The organism is Achromobacter xylosoxidans, from assembly GCF_001457475.1.
Taxonomy (GTDB): domain Bacteria; phylum Pseudomonadota; class Gammaproteobacteria; order Burkholderiales; family Burkholderiaceae_B; genus Achromobacter; species Achromobacter xylosoxidans.
In genome coordinates this window covers 174,922-189,768 of record NZ_LN831029.1, presented here as the reverse complement: position 1 = coordinate 189,768, position 14,847 = coordinate 174,922, and the positions used below count along the sequence as shown (strand labels likewise).

General features: G+C 67.9%; 14 protein-coding genes and 2 tRNA genes. 14 read left to right on the top strand and 2 right to left on the bottom strand.

The annotated features are described in order from the left end of the window. Nucleotides 1–51 precede the first annotated feature (51 nt). The 6 genes from AT699_RS00880 to AT699_RS00855 all read left to right on the top strand — a co-directional run bounded on the left by AT699_RS00880 (nt 52) and on the right by AT699_RS00855 (nt 4,668). Nucleotides 52–1,440 carry a cytochrome b gene (locus tag AT699_RS00880; protein ID WP_006388041.1) on the top strand — a complete coding sequence of 463 codons (1,389 nt, stop codon included), beginning with the start codon at nt 52–54 and terminating at the stop codon, nt 1,438–1,440. A 24-nt stretch (nt 1,441–1,464) separates the two neighbouring features. Continuing rightward, nucleotides 1,465–2,319 carry a cytochrome c1 gene (locus tag AT699_RS00875; protein ID WP_006388040.1) on the top strand — a complete coding sequence of 285 codons (855 nt, stop codon included), beginning with the start codon at nt 1,465–1,467 and terminating at the stop codon, nt 2,317–2,319. A 153-nt stretch (nt 2,320–2,472) separates the two neighbouring features. Further along, complete coding sequence (locus tag AT699_RS00870; RefSeq protein WP_006388039.1) at nt 2,473–3,084, top strand: glutathione S-transferase N-terminal domain-containing protein; 612 nt, start codon at nt 2,473–2,475, stop codon at nt 3,082–3,084. Between the two features lie 12 nt (nt 3,085–3,096). Further along, the gene (locus tag AT699_RS00865) at nt 3,097–3,540 is read left to right on the top strand and encodes a ClpXP protease specificity-enhancing factor (RefSeq protein ID WP_006388038.1); all 444 of its coding nucleotides are present in this window, start codon (nt 3,097–3,099) and stop codon (nt 3,538–3,540) included. 311 nt (nt 3,541–3,851) lie between these two features. Beyond that, complete coding sequence (locus AT699_RS00860; RefSeq protein ID WP_020925628.1) at nt 3,852–4,496, top strand: imm11 family protein; 645 nt, start codon at nt 3,852–3,854, stop codon at nt 4,494–4,496. Between the two features lie 96 nt (nt 4,497–4,592). Further along, a tRNA-Thr gene (locus AT699_RS00855) sits at nt 4,593–4,668 on the top strand. A gap of 122 nt (nt 4,669–4,790) precedes the next feature. Here the strand turns inward: AT699_RS00855 and AT699_RS00850 are convergent. Continuing rightward, nucleotides 4,791–6,179: a GntP family permease gene (locus AT699_RS00850; RefSeq protein ID WP_006388036.1), complete on the bottom strand. Its 1,389-nt coding sequence runs from the start codon at nt 6,177–6,179 to the stop codon at nt 4,791–4,793. A 153-nt stretch (nt 6,180–6,332) separates the two neighbouring features. On the opposite strand from AT699_RS00850, the gene AT699_RS00845 reads away from it, so the two are divergent. The 5 genes from AT699_RS00845 to AT699_RS00825 all read left to right on the top strand — a co-directional run bounded on the left by AT699_RS00845 (nt 6,333) and on the right by AT699_RS00825 (nt 9,804). Next, a tRNA-Asn gene (locus tag AT699_RS00845) sits at nt 6,333–6,408 on the top strand. A 181-nt stretch (nt 6,409–6,589) separates the two neighbouring features. Continuing rightward, complete coding sequence (locus AT699_RS00840) at nt 6,590–7,003, top strand: hypothetical protein (protein WP_006388035.1); 414 nt, start codon at nt 6,590–6,592, stop codon at nt 7,001–7,003. A gap of 60 nt (nt 7,004–7,063) precedes the next feature. Continuing rightward, complete coding sequence (gcvA, locus tag AT699_RS00835) at nt 7,064–7,966, top strand: transcriptional regulator GcvA (protein ID WP_024067415.1); 903 nt, start codon at nt 7,064–7,066, stop codon at nt 7,964–7,966. 108 nt (nt 7,967–8,074) lie between these two features. After that, complete coding sequence (locus tag AT699_RS00830) at nt 8,075–8,548, top strand: RidA family protein (protein ID WP_020925631.1); 474 nt, start codon at nt 8,075–8,077, stop codon at nt 8,546–8,548. A 47-nt stretch (nt 8,549–8,595) separates the two neighbouring features. Beyond that, nucleotides 8,596–9,804, top strand: coding sequence for an aminotransferase class V-fold PLP-dependent enzyme (locus AT699_RS00825; protein WP_024067414.1), 1,209 nt, complete (start codon nt 8,596–8,598; stop codon nt 9,802–9,804). A gap of 27 nt (nt 9,805–9,831) precedes the next feature. On the opposite strand, the gene AT699_RS00820 is transcribed toward AT699_RS00825, so the two are convergent. Beyond that, complete coding sequence (locus AT699_RS00820) at nt 9,832–10,725, bottom strand: DMT family transporter (RefSeq protein ID WP_024067413.1); 894 nt, start codon at nt 10,723–10,725, stop codon at nt 9,832–9,834. Between the two features lie 169 nt (nt 10,726–10,894). On the opposite strand from AT699_RS00820, the gene AT699_RS00815 reads away from it, so the two are divergent. From AT699_RS00815 to AT699_RS00805, 3 genes are all read left to right on the top strand, one after another. Then, nucleotides 10,895–11,782: a helix-turn-helix domain-containing protein gene (locus tag AT699_RS00815; RefSeq protein ID WP_024067412.1), complete on the top strand. Its 888-nt coding sequence runs from the start codon at nt 10,895–10,897 to the stop codon at nt 11,780–11,782. Nucleotides 11,783–11,848: 66 nt separating this feature from the next. Continuing rightward, nucleotides 11,849–13,279: a DUF2868 domain-containing protein gene (locus AT699_RS00810; RefSeq protein WP_024067411.1), complete on the top strand. Its 1,431-nt coding sequence runs from the start codon at nt 11,849–11,851 to the stop codon at nt 13,277–13,279. Continuing rightward, on the top strand, nt 13,272–14,642 hold the full coding sequence (locus AT699_RS00805; protein ID WP_024067410.1) for a GTPase/DUF3482 domain-containing protein: 1,371 nt from the start codon (nt 13,272–13,274) through the stop codon (nt 14,640–14,642). Before AT699_RS00810 ends, AT699_RS00805 begins: the two co-directional genes overlap by 8 nt. Nucleotides 14,643–14,847: the final 205 nt, after the last annotated feature.

Below are 14,847 nucleotides of genomic sequence, written 5' to 3'. Positions count from 1 at the left end.
GAATTACGTAAGTAAAACAAATACGCCACGTATTAGAGAAGGAGCCGTTACATGGCTGGCGAGAAAACCGTCGAGACGACAGGCCTGTTGGGCTGGCTGGACCGGCGCTTCCCGGTGACCTCCACCTGGAAAGCGCATCTGTCCGAATACTACGCACCGAAAAACTTCAACTTCTGGTATTTCTTCGGCTCGCTGGCACTCCTGGTGCTGGTGCTGCAGATCGTGACCGGCATCTTCCTGGTCATGCACTACAAGCCGGACGCCGAGCGCGCGTTCCAATCCGTCGAATACATCATGCGCGAAGTCCCGTGGGGCTGGCTGGTGCGCTACATGCACTCGACCGGCGCCTCGATGTTCTTCGTCGTCGTCTACCTGCACATGCTGCGCGGCCTGCTCTATGGCTCGTACCGCAAGCCGCGTGAGCTGGTCTGGATCTTCGGCGTCGCGATCTTCCTCTGTCTGATGGCCGAAGCATTCTTCGGCTACCTCCTGCCGTGGGGCCAGATGTCCTACTGGGGCGCACAGGTGATCGTGAACCTGTTCGCGGCCATCCCGTTCATCGGCCCCGAGCTGTCGATCTGGATCCGCGGCGACTACGTCGTGTCCGACGCCACGCTGAACCGCTTCTTCGCCTTCCACGTCATCGCCATTCCGCTGGTGCTGGTGGGCCTGGTGGCGGCGCACCTGGTGGCGCTGCACGAAGTCGGCTCGAACAACCCGGACGGCATCGAGATCAAGCAGGGCCCGAAGGACAAGTACGGTCGCCCGAAGGACGGCATCCCGTTCCACCCGTTCTACACGGTGCACGACCTGGTCGGCGTCGCGGGCTTCCTGCTGGTGTTCGCCTTCATCGTGTTCTTCGCGCCGGAGATGGGCGGCTACTTCCTGGAGTTCAACAACTTCATCCCGGCCGACTCGCTCAAGACGCCGCCGCACATCGCCCCGGTGTGGTACTTCACGCCGTTCTACTCGATGCTGCGCGCCACCACCGACGAGTTCACGTGGGTGCTGGCCGGCGCTTCGGTGCTGGGCGCCATCGCGCTGCTCGTCAAGAGCAACCTGAAGGGCTTCATGCGCATCGCCGTGCCCGGCATCCTGATCGTCGTGGCCGTGCTGCTGCGCGTGATCGACGCCAAGTTCTGGGGCGTGGTCGCCATGGGCGGCACCGTGGTCATCCTGTTCTTCCTGCCGTGGCTGGACCATTCGCCGGTCAAGTCGATCCGCTACCGCCCCACCTGGCACAAGTGGATCTACGGCATCTTCATGGTCAACTTCCTGGTGCTCGGCTACATCGGTACGCAGCCGCCCAGTCCGCCGTTGAACATCACGTCGCAGATCGGCACGCTGCTGTACCTGGCATTCTTCTTCCTGATGCCGGTCTGGAGCCGCCTGGGCACCTTCAAGCAAGTGCCTGACCGCGTGACGTTCCACGCCCACTGAGCCAACGAGAATAACGGACTGACCATGATCAAGAAGCTGATTGGTGCCGTGGCCTTGATGCTCACGTGTACCGCCGCCACTTTCGCCGCCGAAGGCGGCTTTCCGCTGGACAAGGCGCCTTACCGCGTCAACGACATGGCGTCGCTGCAAAACGGCGCCAAGCTGTTCGTCAACTACTGTCTGAACTGCCATAGCGCATCGTCGATGCGCTACAACAAGCTCAAGGACATTGGCCTGACCGACCAGCAAATCAAGGAAAGCCTGCTGTTCACCGGCGAGAAGGTCGGCGACATGATGAATGTCGCCATGACGCCCAAGGACGCCAAGAAGTGGTTTGGCACCACGCCCCCGGACCTGTCCGTGATCGCCCGCGCCAAATCCGTCAACGCCGGCCCCTCGGGTTCCGACTACATCTACACCTACCTGCGCACGTTCTACCGCGACACCTCGCGTGCCACGGGCTGGAACAACCTGGTCTTCCCGGCCGTCGGCATGCCGCACGCGCTGTGGGAACGCCAGGGTCCGCGCGAGCTGACGACGGTGGCGATGCACGAGGTCGAAGGCAAGGACGGCGCGCCGAAGTCGTGGGAACGGGTCACGACGGTGTACGATGCGCAAGGTTTTGCCACGGTCAAGGCCGAGCCGGTAGCCAGCTACCACGGCCATGCCACCTTCGAGGCCAAATTCAAGGCCGCCAATCCGGCCCAAACCGCAACATACGACAACGACGTCGCCGACCTGACCGCGTTCATGTCCTGGATGGCCGAGCCCGTCCAGACTTTCCGCGTGCAACTGGGCGTCGGTGTCATGTTGTTCCTGCTCTTGTTCTTCCTGGTGATGTGGCGCCTGAACGCCTCTTACTGGAAACACGTGCGCTAACCGCAACGCCCCGCCAGGCTTATCCGCCCCCATTTTCTCCAGGGTGGATAATGGCGGGTTAGGGCTGTATGCCTACCCCCCGCCTGGCAATCGGGGCCAGCGCCTGCTAGATTAGGGCGCTGGCCTTTCGTTTTTCATAAAGGATTTTTCGCCATGATGGTGCTCTATTCCGGAACCACGTGTCCGTTTTCGCAACGCTGCCGCTTCGTGTTGTTCGAAAAGGGCATGGATTTCGAGATCCGCGACATCGACCTGTACAACAAGCCCGAAGACATCTCGGTGATGAACCCGTACGGTCAAGTGCCCATTCTGGTCGAGCGCGACCTGGTCCTGTACGAATCGAACATCATCAACGAGTACATCGACGAGCGCTTCCCGCATCCGCAGCTCATGCCGGCCGATCCGGTCATGCGCGCGCGCACCCGCCTGTTCCTGTACAACTTCGAGAAAGAGCTGTTCGTCCACGTCTCGACGCTGGAAGACCGCAGCGCCAAGCCCGACGAGAAGAAGCTGGCCAACGCCCGCCAGAACATCCGCGACCGCCTGGCCCAGCTGGCCCCGATGCTGCTCAAGAACAAGTACATGCTGGGCGAGGAATTCTCCATGCTCGACGTGGCCGTGGCCCCGCTGCTGTGGCGCCTGGACCACTACGGCATCGAGCTGCCCAAGAACGCGGCTCCGCTGCAGAAGTACGCCGAACGCATCTTCTCGCGCCCGGCCTACATCGAAGCGCTGACGCCTTCGGAAAAAGTGATGCGTCGCTAAGGCTGTTGCGTGATGGGTGAAACTTCGACCAAACCGTATCTGATCCGCGCGCTGCACGAATGGTGCACCGATAACGGCTACACGCCGTACATCACCGTGCAGGTCGACGAGCACACCATGGTGCCCGTCGCCCACGTGCGCGATGGACAGATCACCCTGAACGTCGGCACGCTGGCCACCAACCGCCTGGTGCTGGGCAACGAATTCATCGAATTCCAGGCCCGCTTCAGCGGCGTGACCGAAAACGTCTACGTGCCGGTGGGCGCCGTCAGCGCCATCTATGCGCGCGAAACCGGCGCCGGCATGGGCTTCGAAGTGCAGCCCTACGAACCGCCGGCGCCCGGCACGCCGGGCGCGTCCGACACCGCCTCTCCCGAAGCCGACGCCGATACCGCGCCCGGCGACGATGGCGGCGACGACGAACCCAAGCGCCCGCGCCTGACGATCGTCAAGTAACGCGCCACACAGGCGGGGGGCTGGCTTGGACCGCCCCCCTGCCGTGGCGCCCCGCCCGCCGATCCGGTGCGGAAGCCGATTCGCATTACCCCCTTATGCGCCGCATCCCGCAAGAAGTTGACGCGGCGCGTGCGCTGCCTTGCGCGGACGCGCCGGCACGCGGCCAGCCACGTCAATCGACGCTGAAACCTGGAACGATAGTGCGTATCATTTGCAAACATCGCCGGAATCGCGTCTCATACGCCTGAACCGGGCCTTTTCCTGCGCGTTGCGCAATGCGCGGCCCGGCCCGCCAGGAGCCGCCACAGACCATGCCGTACCTGATCGGAATGCCGCCCGCCGGCGGACCGTCGACGCAATTCGTGCCGCAGATCGATCGCCAGTTGCTTGCCAAGCTGTGCCTGTTCGACGACGTGTCCGACGACGACCTCGCGCAGGTGCCGCGACAGATCCGCCTGACGCTGCGCGGCCCCGGCCGCGTGCCGGCGATCCTGGGATGGGAAGGCGGGCCGTTCGTGGTCAGCGCGCGGGTGCGCGACCTGATGCAAACGCTGGAGCCCGACACGCACCGCTTCCTGCCGATCGACGTCGAGACCATGATGCCCGGCCGCAAGAGCCGGCCTTTCCGCACTTACCACCTGCTGCTGTGTCCGCCCCGGGTCGATGCCGTGATCATCGAAAAGACCGAATTCTCCAAAGGCATGGGCCAGGCCGGCTACGAAGCCAGCTGCGGCTTTTCTTTCCTGAAAGGCACGCCGCTGGTGCTGGACCAGGCCGCCATCGCGAACCGCTGCTTCTGGCGCCTGCCGCGCCAATTCGGTGTCCGGCCGGCGTATCCGCACAGTGGCATCAGCGGCTATTTCTGCTCCGACGAACTCTGGCGGGCCCTGCGCGCCGAACGGCTGCAAGGCTGGGAAGCCAGGCGGCGCTGCGCAACGGCCCCGCGGCCGGCATGACCCACCCGCGCCCCGTCCTGCAAGCGCGCCGGATGCCGGAAAGAATCTCCTTTTTTCATTACAATGCAGTCCCTGCGCGTGCCCCAGGCACGCCGCGCCGGTGTAGCTCAGTTGGTAGAGCAGCTCACTTGTAATGAGAAGGTCGAGGGTTCGATTCCTTTCACCGGCACCAATAGCACCCAATGAAAAAGCCCGGCCGAACAGCCGGGCTTTTGTCTTCTGGCGCCAAAGGTTCGCGGCATTTCCTGGGGGCTGACGCGTCTTGCCGCAAACACCCCCCGCGCCGTTTCGTTGTCACCCCAGCGCGGGCAACATATCGAACAGCAACACCATCACCAGGCCGACCACCGACACGATGGACTGCACCACCGAAATCGTCTTGGTCGCCTCGCCCATCGTCATGCCGAAGGATTCCTTCACCATCCAGAACCCGGCGTGATTGGCGTAGTTGAAGAACAGCGAACCGCAGCCGATCGACAGCGCCAGCAACGGCAGGTTCAGCGAGGGGTCGGCGCCGGCCAGCGGCGCCAGCAGGCCGGCCGCGCCGACGATGCCGACCGTGGCCGAGCCGGTGGACACCGACAGCAGCATGGCGATCAGCCAGCCCAGCACCAGCGGCGGAAACGCGAACTGGTGGGTCAGGTGGACGATGGCGTCGCCGACCTTGGCGCTGGTCAGCACCTGCTGGAAGGCGCCGCCGCCAGCGATGATCAGCATGATGCCCGCGATGGGCTTGAGGCTCTTGCCCAGCGCGTCGCGCAGTTTCTCGGCGTCGCCGCCGCGCGCCAGCACCAGCGTCACGGCCGCAAACAGCACGCCCAGCAGCATGGCGACCAGCGGATTTCCCAGGAAAGCCGCCGCATGCATCAGGGGCGAGGTCTTGGGCAGCAGCATTTCGGCCACGGCGTGCAGCAGCATCAACAGGGCGGGCAGCAACGCGGCCACCACGCCCAGGCCGACGCCGGGCTGGCCATGGCCGGCATCGGCCGCCCGGGTGGCGGTGAACTGCTCAAGCAAGGCCTCGTCGGGGCGCGTGCTCATGCGCGGCGCGATGAAGGCGCCATACAGCGGGCCACCCAGGATCATGGCGGGCAGCGCCGCGAGAAAGCCATAGATCATGGTCGGGCCGACCGTGGTCTTGAGGCTGGCGATCGCCGTCAGCGGGCCGGGATGCGGCGGCACCATGCCGTGCATGGCCGCCAGCGCCGCGATCACCGGCACGCCCACGTAGACGTAGGCCGAGCCCTTGAAGCGCTCCTGGCCTTCCAGCTTGCGGGCCACGCTGAAGATCAGCGGCAGCATCACCACCAGGCCCACTTCGAAGAACATCGGGATGCCGATGATGAACGCCACCAGCGTCATGGTCCAGGGGATCATGCGCGGCGAGGTGCGGTTCAGGATGGCGTTGGCCAGGCGCTCGGTGGTGCCCGAATCCGCCAGGATCTTGCCCAGCATGGCGCCCAGCGCGATCACCACGCCCACTGCGCCCAGGGTCTTGCCGGCGCCGTCGGTCAGGCTCTTGACGATGGCGGTCGGTTGCATGCCGGTGGCGAACCCGACCCCGATCGACACGATCAGGAGCGCCAGCAGCGGATGCATGCGGATGCGCGAAACGATGAGAGCGACCAGCACCAGGACGCTCACCAGGGCGGTGAGCAACAATTGGATGTCGAACGAAGACATGTATGAAATCCGGAAAAAACGTGGGAGGTCGCGAACCTTCTGGTTGCCATGATAAGGGATCGCCCTGACGCCCAACCGTCATCGCCAGCGCGCCCGGAGGGGCCGTTTTGCATTCCCCGCAAAATTTGTGCATAATTCGCCCCCTCTACCTGTTCCCCGATAGCTCAGTCGGTAGAGCGACGGACTGTTAATCCGCAGGTCGCTGGTTCGAGCCCAGCTCGGGGAGCCAAAGAATGCAGTACTGAAAGGCCCGCAACCTGGTTGCGGGCCTTTTGCATGGGCGCTTGTCCGGCCCCCGCCCAAACTCGGACGCTATCCCCCTTCAAAGTGGCGCTGCGCGCCGGGCGGCGGGCCGGAATGGTTTTACGATTGACGTCGAGTCATCCGTAACATCCTGGCCCTACCTCCCCATGCCCACCCAGACAAAATCCGTCGATTCAAAGGCCGCCTTTGAACTCGTGTTCGACCTGTTGCAGAAGATTCCCTGGATCGTTCGCGACGCATCCGCCGCGCTGCCGGACATCGCGGTCATGAAGGCGCACCAGGCCGAAGCCGTGAATGTGATTCTCTGGATCTGTGAAACCGGCGACCTGGCGGGCTGGCCCGCGAAAACGCACCAGGACACCCAGGCGACGGCCTCCTACCTGTTGACGGACCTGACCTTCAGGCTTCTCGATCCAGCCTCGCCGCTTTCCGGGAGCCGCTGGGAAGTCCCGGCGGACCAGCCGGCGCGCCTGCAAGCGTTGCAGATCGTGCGCCATGAAGTGCTGCGCAGCAAGCCGATCACCGCGGCCAACCTGACCCGATTCCGCGCCCGCCGTTGATCTGCGAGAATGAGGCGTGAACCGGGTACTCCCTCTCCGGCCCACCCTCTCCGCCGTCCCATGCGCTCCAACCGTTCCCTGCCCGCCCTGGTCTCGCTGCGCGCCTTCGAGGCGGCCGCCCGGCGCCTGAGCTTCAGCCTGGCGGGCGAAGAACTGTTCGTCACGCAAAGCGCCATCAGCCACCACATCCAGCGGCTGGAGGCGGAACTGGGCGTGACGCTGTTCGAGCGTCGCACCCGCGCCGTGGCCCTCACGCCGGCGGGACAGGCCTATTACGAGCGGGTCCACGCGGCGTTCGAACTGCTGCGCCAAGGCACCGACGAAGCGCGCGCGCCCGCCGCCGCCCGCCACACGCTCAAGGTCGGGCTGCTGGCCTCGTTCGCCACCCGCTGGCTGGCGCCGCGCCTGCCGGGCTTCGCCAGCGCCCATCCGGACATTGACCTGCAATTGCTGCCCGCCATCGGCCTGGCCGACGTGGCGGCCGGTGAAGTGGACGTCGCGATCCGCTATGGCCGCGGCACCTGGCCCGGCCTGCGGGCGCGACGCCTGATGCCGGAACGGCTGTCGGTGGTGTGCGCGCCGTCATTGGTGGCGGGACGGCGACGGCCACGCTCGCCGGCCGACCTGCTGCGCTATCCCCTGCTGGTCTCGCACGCGCAATTGCCGTTCGAGTGGGATGCCTGGGCCCGGCAACATGACCTGGACCTGGGCCGCGCCCAGACCGTGCATCTGCATGACTACAACATCGTGGTGGAAGCGGCGCTGGCCGGACAGGGCATGGCCATGGGCCGGCATCGCCTGATCGCCGCGCAACTGGCCAGCGGCGCGCTGGTCGAGGCGCTGCCGGGCACCGCGCTGGACGATCCGCGTATCGGCTGGTGGTTCGTCAGTCCGCGCGGCCCGGCCGCACCCGCCGCCGTGGCATTCCAGGCGTGGCTGGCGCAGGCGGCGGCCGACGGTTGATGCATTACTTTTACTCATACGTGGTTCGCAATAATTGATTGGTCAGGCACGGCGCGCGCCGATAGCATGGGGATCGTTTTTTCCCTTTTCCGTCTCACAGGTGATTCCATGACCCGTACGATCTCCGGCCGCGTGGCCGAACTCGGCCTTGTGCTCGAAGCCGCCGCCGCGCCCGCCGCCAATTACGTGCCCTTCGTGCAGGAGGGCAATCTGCTGTACATCTCCGGCCAGATCTCGCGCGAAGGCGGCAAGGCGGCGTTCCTGGGCCAGTTGGGCAACCAGATTTCCGAAGCGGACGGCGTCAGCGCGGCGCGCCTGTCGGCCCTGGGGATCCTGGCGCAGATCGCGGCCGCCACCGGCGACCGGCTCGATCGCGTGGCGCGCGTGGTGCGCCTGGGCGTGTTCGTCGCCAGCACGCCGGACTTCAATCGCCAGAGCGCGGTCGCCAACGGCGCCTCGGACCTGATGGTGGAAGTGTTCGGCGATGCCGGCCGCCACGCGCGCAGCGCGGTGGGCGTGGCCTCGCTGCCGCAGGGCGTGGCGGTCGAGGTGGAAGCCGTCGTCGCACTGACGCCCGCCTGATGCCCCGGCGCCGGACGCAAGCCCGGCGCGTTTTTCCTGGAACCCTCATGCCCGCCGCCGTCCTCACCGCCGCCACCCTCGAAGCGCTGCGCGCCGCCACGCCCGGCACGCGCACCACCGTCCACTTCAACCATGCCGGCGCATCGTTGCCGTCGGCGGCCACGCTCGATGCCATCCAGGCCCACCTGCGGCGCGAAGCCGAACACGGGCCGATGGAGGCGGGCGTGGCCGCGCGCGCCCACACCGAGCAGGCGCGCCAGTTGGCCGCGCAACTGCTCAATGCCCAGCCAGGCGAGATCGCCCTGACCGGCGGCAATTCCCCAGGGTGGGGCGCCGCATTCGCCGCGCTGGGACCCTGGCGCCCCGGCGACCGCATCCTGGTGGGCCGCCATGAATGGGGCGGCAACCTTGCCGCCATGCGGCTGGCGGCACAACGCGCGGGCGCGAGCATCGAGACGATTCCATCCGATGACAGCGGCTGTGTCGACGCCGATGCGCTGCGCGCCATGCTGGACGAACGGGTGCGCCTGGTCGCGCTGACCTGGTTGCCGGCCAACGGCGGCCTGATCAACCCGGCGGCCGCCATCGGCCGCGTCACACGCGCCGCGGGCGTGCCGTACTTCATCGATGCGGCGCAGGCGGTGGGACAGGTGCCGATCGACGTGGCCGAGGTCGGTTGCGACGTCCTCAGCGGCGCCGGCCGCAAGGCCCTGCGCGGCCCGCGCGGCACCGGCCTGCTGTATGTGCGGCGCGAATTCCTGCCGCGCCTGGCGCCCGCGTTCGTCGACACCCATTCGGCGCCGCTGGGCGCCGACGGCGAGCCGCAACTGCGCGACGATGCCACGCGCTTCGAATCCGCCGAAGCTTCGATGGCGTTGCGCGCAGGCCTGGCCAATGCGTTGCAGGAAGCGCTCGATATCGGCCTGGAAGCCATCCGCGCCCGCATCGACCTGGTCGCCCAGGCCTTGCGGGCGGAGCTGCGCGCCATTGCCGGCATCGAGGTGCTGGACCAGGGCCGCGAACTGTCCGGCCTGGTGTCGTTCAATCTCGCCGGGCACGACCCTGCCGCCGTGCAGCGGACGCTGGCCGCGCAAGGCATCACCATCGGCAGCAACGGCGCGCCGTACACGCCGCTGGACATGAACGCGCGCGGCCTGGCGCACATCGCGCGCGCCTCGGTCAGCTACCTGACCCGCGACGAGGAGATCGACCGCCTGCTCGACGCGCTGCGCGCGTTGTCGCGCCAGGGCGCCTAGCACACTTGCGCCGCGCGCCCATGTCGATCAAGCCGCCACGCGGCGCGAGAACGGCGACCACCTGGTGAAGACCAGCAGGTTGCCGAACATCACCAGCGCCAGCCCGAGCAGGGCGGCGGGCGTCCACTGGTAGCCCTCGACGAAGGTCGACACGCTCAGCGCCACCACCGGGAACAACACGGTGCAATAGGCGGCGCGCGCCGGGCCCATGCGTCCCACCAGCGTCAGGTAGGCGGTGAAGCCGATCACCGACCCCGGAATCGCCAGGTAGAGCAGGGCGCCGACATAGGCCGCGGAGGTGTCGAAACGGAACGGCACGCCCGCGGCCAGGCAGCCGGCCAGCAACACGGCGGCGCCGTACAGCATGCTGTAGGCGTTGCCGGTGAGCGGACGGATGCCGGCGCGCTGCTGCAGCGACGACAGCATGTTGCCGGTGGAAAAGCAGAACGTGCCCAGCAGCGCGAAGCCCAGTCCGAGCAGCGTCTCGCGGCTGGCCTCCTGGCCCGCGAGCTCGGGCCAGAACAGCAGCACCAGGCCGGTGAAGCCGATCACCCCCGCCACCATCACGCGCGGCGCGATGCGGGTGCCGAACCACAGCCGCGCATTCAATGCGTTCCACAGCGTGGCGGCCGAGAACACCACCGACACCAGGCCGCTCGGAATCCACTGCGTGGCCGTGTAGAAGCACAGGAAGTTCAGGCAGAACAGGCACAGCCCCTGGCCCAGGCACAACGCGTGCCCGCGGCGATCCAGGCGTTGCAATTTGCGGGTCAGCAGCAACGCGGCGAACAGCACCAGGCCGGCCAGCGCAAAGCGGTAGAAGATGGACACGGGAATCGCCACCACCCCAAGCTGCAGCTTGATGGCGATCCAGGTGGTGCCCCAGATGACGACGGTCAGGAAATACAGGAATAGATTCACTTTGGGACGCTCGGCAGGGCCAAAAAGGACATGACATCCGGCACCGCGAAAATCGCGGGCTCCGACGCCCAGTCTGCGCCCGCGGCGGACGAAAAAATTGCCGGTTCTTGCGGTTTTTCCGCACCCGCGCGTGCCACGCGCGCGGCGATCGCAGTAGCATTTCAGTTCCATGGGTACCACCGCTTCGGCACCGTCCGACTTCTCCGTCTTTCGCACGCTGTCCGCCTCCAGCGCGACACTGGCGCGTGCCGCCTCGCTGGGCGAGGGCATCGCCATTTCGCAATGGGGCCGCAGCGCCCACGAAACGCTGGGCTACGACATGCCTGGACACCACACGCTGTCGCTGTACCTGCACGGCGGCGAGAAGTCGTTCCGGGTCGGCAATCCGCTGCACGGCGGCGCGGGCAAATTCTGCGTGCTGCCGGCCGAGCACTATTCGCGCTGGTGCATGAACGACACGGTGCATTTCCTGCACCTGTACATCGCGCCGGAACGGCTGGCGCGCGAGGCCGTGATGCGGCTCGACTGCGAACCGCGCGCGCTGGAACTGCGCGACCGCACCTACATCCACGACGAGTCGCTGACCGACGTATGCCGGGCGCTGCTCGATAGCGACTGGACCGCGCCCGCCGAGCGCCTGGCTGCCAGCAGCGCGGCCGAGACCGTGCTGCATCACCTGCTGAACCAGGGCGTGTCGCGCAAGGCCGTGGCGCCGGCGCGCGGCGGGCTGGCGCCGGCGGTGCGGCGGCGGGTCATGGACTATGTCGACGCGCACCTCGCCGAGCCGCTGACGCTGGACCAACTGGCCGGCGTGGCCGCGCTGTCCACCTATCACTTCGCGCGCATGTTCCACACCTCGTTCGGCGAGCCGCCGCATTCCTGGGTGCGCGCCCGCCGCCTGGCTCACGCGCGCCGCCTGCTGGCGGCCGGCAAGGGCGACCTGGCCGGCATCGCGCAGGCGGCCGGTTTCGGCAACGCCAGCCATCTGTCGCGCGTGTTCCGCGACGCCGTCGGCGTCACCCCGGGCCAATACCGCGCCGCCCACCGCAAGCACTGAGCCGGCCGCCGCGCGGTCTACAATGGCGCATCGCCCTTCGCGGCCTGATCGCCTGCCCCGCCCGCGATGCCATCGCCGACTTCCCGCGACGTTTCCACCTCCCCCGAGGCCTTCGACCCGGCGCCGCTGCGCGCCCATTGGCTGGCCGAACTGATCCGGCTGCGCGAAGCGCACTGGGGCCCGCTGGAAGACGCCACCGTGGTGCGCCGGGTACGACAACTCGACATCCCGCTGCCGGCCCGCATCCTGGCGCGCGCGCAAGCACTGGCGCAGCGCGAAAACCTGGTTCCGCTGGTGGACGGCTGGCGCCGCAGCGCATTCGCGGTGCTGGCGCTGCTGTTGCTGCTGGCGTTGCTGTCCGGCGCCGGCGTGGCGGCGGGCGCCCTCGGCGATGGCGGCCGCGCCGTCAACGTGCTGTGGGCGCTGGCCGCCTTGCTCGGCCTGCACCTGCTGACCTTCGTCCTGTGGCTGGCCAGCTTCCTGCTGCGGCCCGCGGCCATGACGCCGCTCGGGCGGTTGTGGCTCTGGGCCACCCGCAAGCTGGCGCGCGGCCCCGACAGCGCGCTGGTGCCGCAGGCCTTCCTCAACCTGCTGGCCCGCGCCGGCGCCCTGCGCGGCCTGTTCGGCGCGGTCAGCCACGGGCTCTGGCTGGCGGGCCTGGGCGCGGCGCTGGCGACCCTGCTGGCGCTGTTGTCCACCGCCAGCTACCGCTTCATCTGGGCCACCACCTTGCTGGCGCCGGACACTTTCGTGTGGTTGACCCAGGTCGTCGGCTGGCTGCCGTCGCAACTGGGCTTTCCGCTGCCGGACGCCGCCATGGTGCGCGCCAGCGACGGCGTCCAGGCGTTGGGCGCCGATGCCCAGGTGCAATGGTCGTGGTGGCTGATCGGCGTGTTCGTGACCTACGGCATCGTGCCGCGCCTGCTGGCCTGGCTGGCCTGCCTGCTGGTCACCCGGCGCGCCCTGCGCGGCCTGGCCATCGACCCCGCGCTGGCGGGCTACGCCGCGCTGCGCGACCGGCTCGAACCGCCGGCCCAGTCCACTGGCATCGACCGGCCGGTCGACCCCTTGCACCAGCCGCGCGTGGCGGCGCCGCTGCCCGCCGCGCTGGGCGGCCAGCCGGTGCTGATGGGACTGGAACTGCCCGCCGACCTGCACTGGCCCCCCGCCGTCCCGGCCGCGTCCATCCGCCAGGCGGGCAACCTGGACACGCGCGAGCAGCGCAACCACCTGCTGGATGCCTTGTCTCAGGCCGCCGCCTCGCGCCTGCTGATCGCCTGCGATGCGCGCCAGACGCCCGACCGCGGCACGCTGGCCTTGATCGCCGAGCTGGCGGCGCACGCCGGCCAGACCCGCGTCTGGCTGCTGGCGCCGGCCGCGGCCGACACCCGCGAAGCGCTGTGGCGCGAACGCTTGGCCGCCCTGGGGCTGGCGGCCGGCGCCGTCTTCGGGCCCGGCGCCGCGGCGCTGGCCTGGCTGGAGCAGGGCCATGACTGAGCGCGTCATCAACGTCGCGGTGGTGGGACACACCAACACCGGCAAGACCTCGCTGCTGCGCACGCTGACCCGCGACACCACCTTCGGCGACGTCGCCGACCAGCCCGGCACCACCCGCCACGTGGAAGGCGCGCGCCTGCGCCTGGATGGACGCGCGGTGCTGGAGTGGTTCGACACGCCCGGCATGGAAGACAGCATCGCCCTGCTCGAATACCTGGAGCGCCTGGGCCAGCCCGGCGAACGGCTGGACGGGCCGGCGCGCGTGCGGCGCTTTCTCGACACGCCGGAAGCGCACGGGCGCTACGAGCAGGAAGCGCGCGTGCTCAAGAAGATGCTGGACTGCGATGCGGCGCTGTATGTGATCGATGCGCGCGACCCGGTGCTGGGCAAGCATCGCGACGAACTCGCCATCCTGGCCGCCTGCGGCCGGCCCCTGCTGCCGGTGCTCAATTTCGTCAATGCGCCCGCGCATCGCGCCGCCGAATGGCGCGACGCGCTGGCGCGGCTGGGCCTGCACGCGACGGTGGAATTCGACACCGTGGCGCCGCCGCTCGATGGCGAGCAACAGCTGTACGCCAAGCTGGGCGTGCTGCTGGATCGCCACGCCGACACCCTGGCGCGCCTGGCCGATACGCTGGCGCGCCAACGGCGCGAACGCCACGCCGCGGCCTTCGAACTGCTGGCCGACCTGCTGATCGACGTGGCCGCGTTGCGCATCACCAGTCCCAGCGACGAAGCCGCATTGACGGCCGCCGCCCGGCAGTTGCGCCAGCAGGTACGCCAGCGCGAACAGGCCTGCGTCACCGCCTTGCTGGCGCTCTACAACTTCCGTGCGTCCGATTTCGATGACGACGCGCTGCCGCTGCAAGGTGAGCGCTGGGGCATGGACCTGTTCCACCCGCAGGCGCTCAAGGACATGGGCGTGCAGGTCGGCATGGGCGCCGCCGCGGGCGCCATGGCCGGCGCGGCGGTGGACCTGCTCAGCGCGGGGCTGAGCCTGGGCACGGGCATGCTGATCGGCGCCGCCGCCGGCGGACTGTGGCAGGGCGTGGAGAAGCTCGGAAAGCGCGTTGCCGGCAAGCTGCGCGGCTGGCGCGAGATCAGCGTCGACGACGCGGTGCTGCGCCTGCTGGCGCTGCGCCAAAGACAACTGATCGACGCGCTCGAACGTCGTGGCCACGCAGCCCGCGCGCCGCTGCGGCTGGACCACCCCGACGATGAGACGCTGCGCCGTGGCCCCTTGCCGGAGGCGCTGAAGGAAGCCCGCAGCCGGCCGGAGTGGTCGGCCCTGGCCAAGGGCCATGAAGACAGCGAACGGCGCAAGCAGGCGGTGCGTGAATTGGCGAAAGCAAGCAAGTACTAACCCCAATCCAAACCGATTGACGCTTAAACGAATCGCTCTATAAGATTCGTTCTGCATCGGTGCGGTCCATCCCGCCATGACAATCACAAGGGGTTGGATCTACCGTGAACCGCCTTTCCTCGTAGCAGCAACGCCATGCCCCGGCTCCCCGTGGGGCCAGGGCCCTATCACTTCTGTCGCGCTATCCGCGCATTACGGAGCATGA

What these genes read in the sequence shown, in the direction of transcription:
- AT699_RS00880 (WP_006388041.1), top strand. Translation starts at nt 52, where the DNA reads ATGGCTGGCGAGAAAACCGTCGAGACGACAGGCCTGTTGGGCTGGCTG.
- AT699_RS00875 (WP_006388040.1), top strand. Translation starts at nt 1,465, where the DNA reads ATGATCAAGAAGCTGATTGGTGCCGTGGCCTTGATGCTCACGTGTACC.
- AT699_RS00870 (WP_006388039.1), top strand. Translation starts at nt 2,473, where the DNA reads ATGATGGTGCTCTATTCCGGAACCACGTGTCCGTTTTCGCAACGCTGC.
- AT699_RS00865 (WP_006388038.1), top strand. Translation starts at nt 3,097, where the DNA reads ATGGGTGAAACTTCGACCAAACCGTATCTGATCCGCGCGCTGCACGAA.
- AT699_RS00860 (WP_020925628.1), top strand. Translation starts at nt 3,852, where the DNA reads ATGCCGTACCTGATCGGAATGCCGCCCGCCGGCGGACCGTCGACGCAA.
- AT699_RS00850 (WP_006388036.1), bottom strand. Translation starts at nt 6,179, where the DNA reads ATGTCTTCGTTCGACATCCAATTGTTGCTCACCGCCCTGGTGAGCGTC.
- AT699_RS00840 (WP_006388035.1), top strand. Translation starts at nt 6,590, where the DNA reads ATGCCCACCCAGACAAAATCCGTCGATTCAAAGGCCGCCTTTGAACTC.
- gcvA (WP_024067415.1), top strand. Translation starts at nt 7,064, where the DNA reads ATGCGCTCCAACCGTTCCCTGCCCGCCCTGGTCTCGCTGCGCGCCTTC.
- AT699_RS00830 (WP_020925631.1), top strand. Translation starts at nt 8,075, where the DNA reads ATGACCCGTACGATCTCCGGCCGCGTGGCCGAACTCGGCCTTGTGCTC.
- AT699_RS00825 (WP_024067414.1), top strand. Translation starts at nt 8,596, where the DNA reads ATGCCCGCCGCCGTCCTCACCGCCGCCACCCTCGAAGCGCTGCGCGCC.
- AT699_RS00815 (WP_024067412.1), top strand. Translation starts at nt 10,895, where the DNA reads ATGGGTACCACCGCTTCGGCACCGTCCGACTTCTCCGTCTTTCGCACG.
- AT699_RS00810 (WP_024067411.1), top strand. Translation starts at nt 11,849, where the DNA reads ATGCCATCGCCGACTTCCCGCGACGTTTCCACCTCCCCCGAGGCCTTC.
- AT699_RS00805 (WP_024067410.1), top strand. Translation starts at nt 13,272, where the DNA reads ATGACTGAGCGCGTCATCAACGTCGCGGTGGTGGGACACACCAACACC.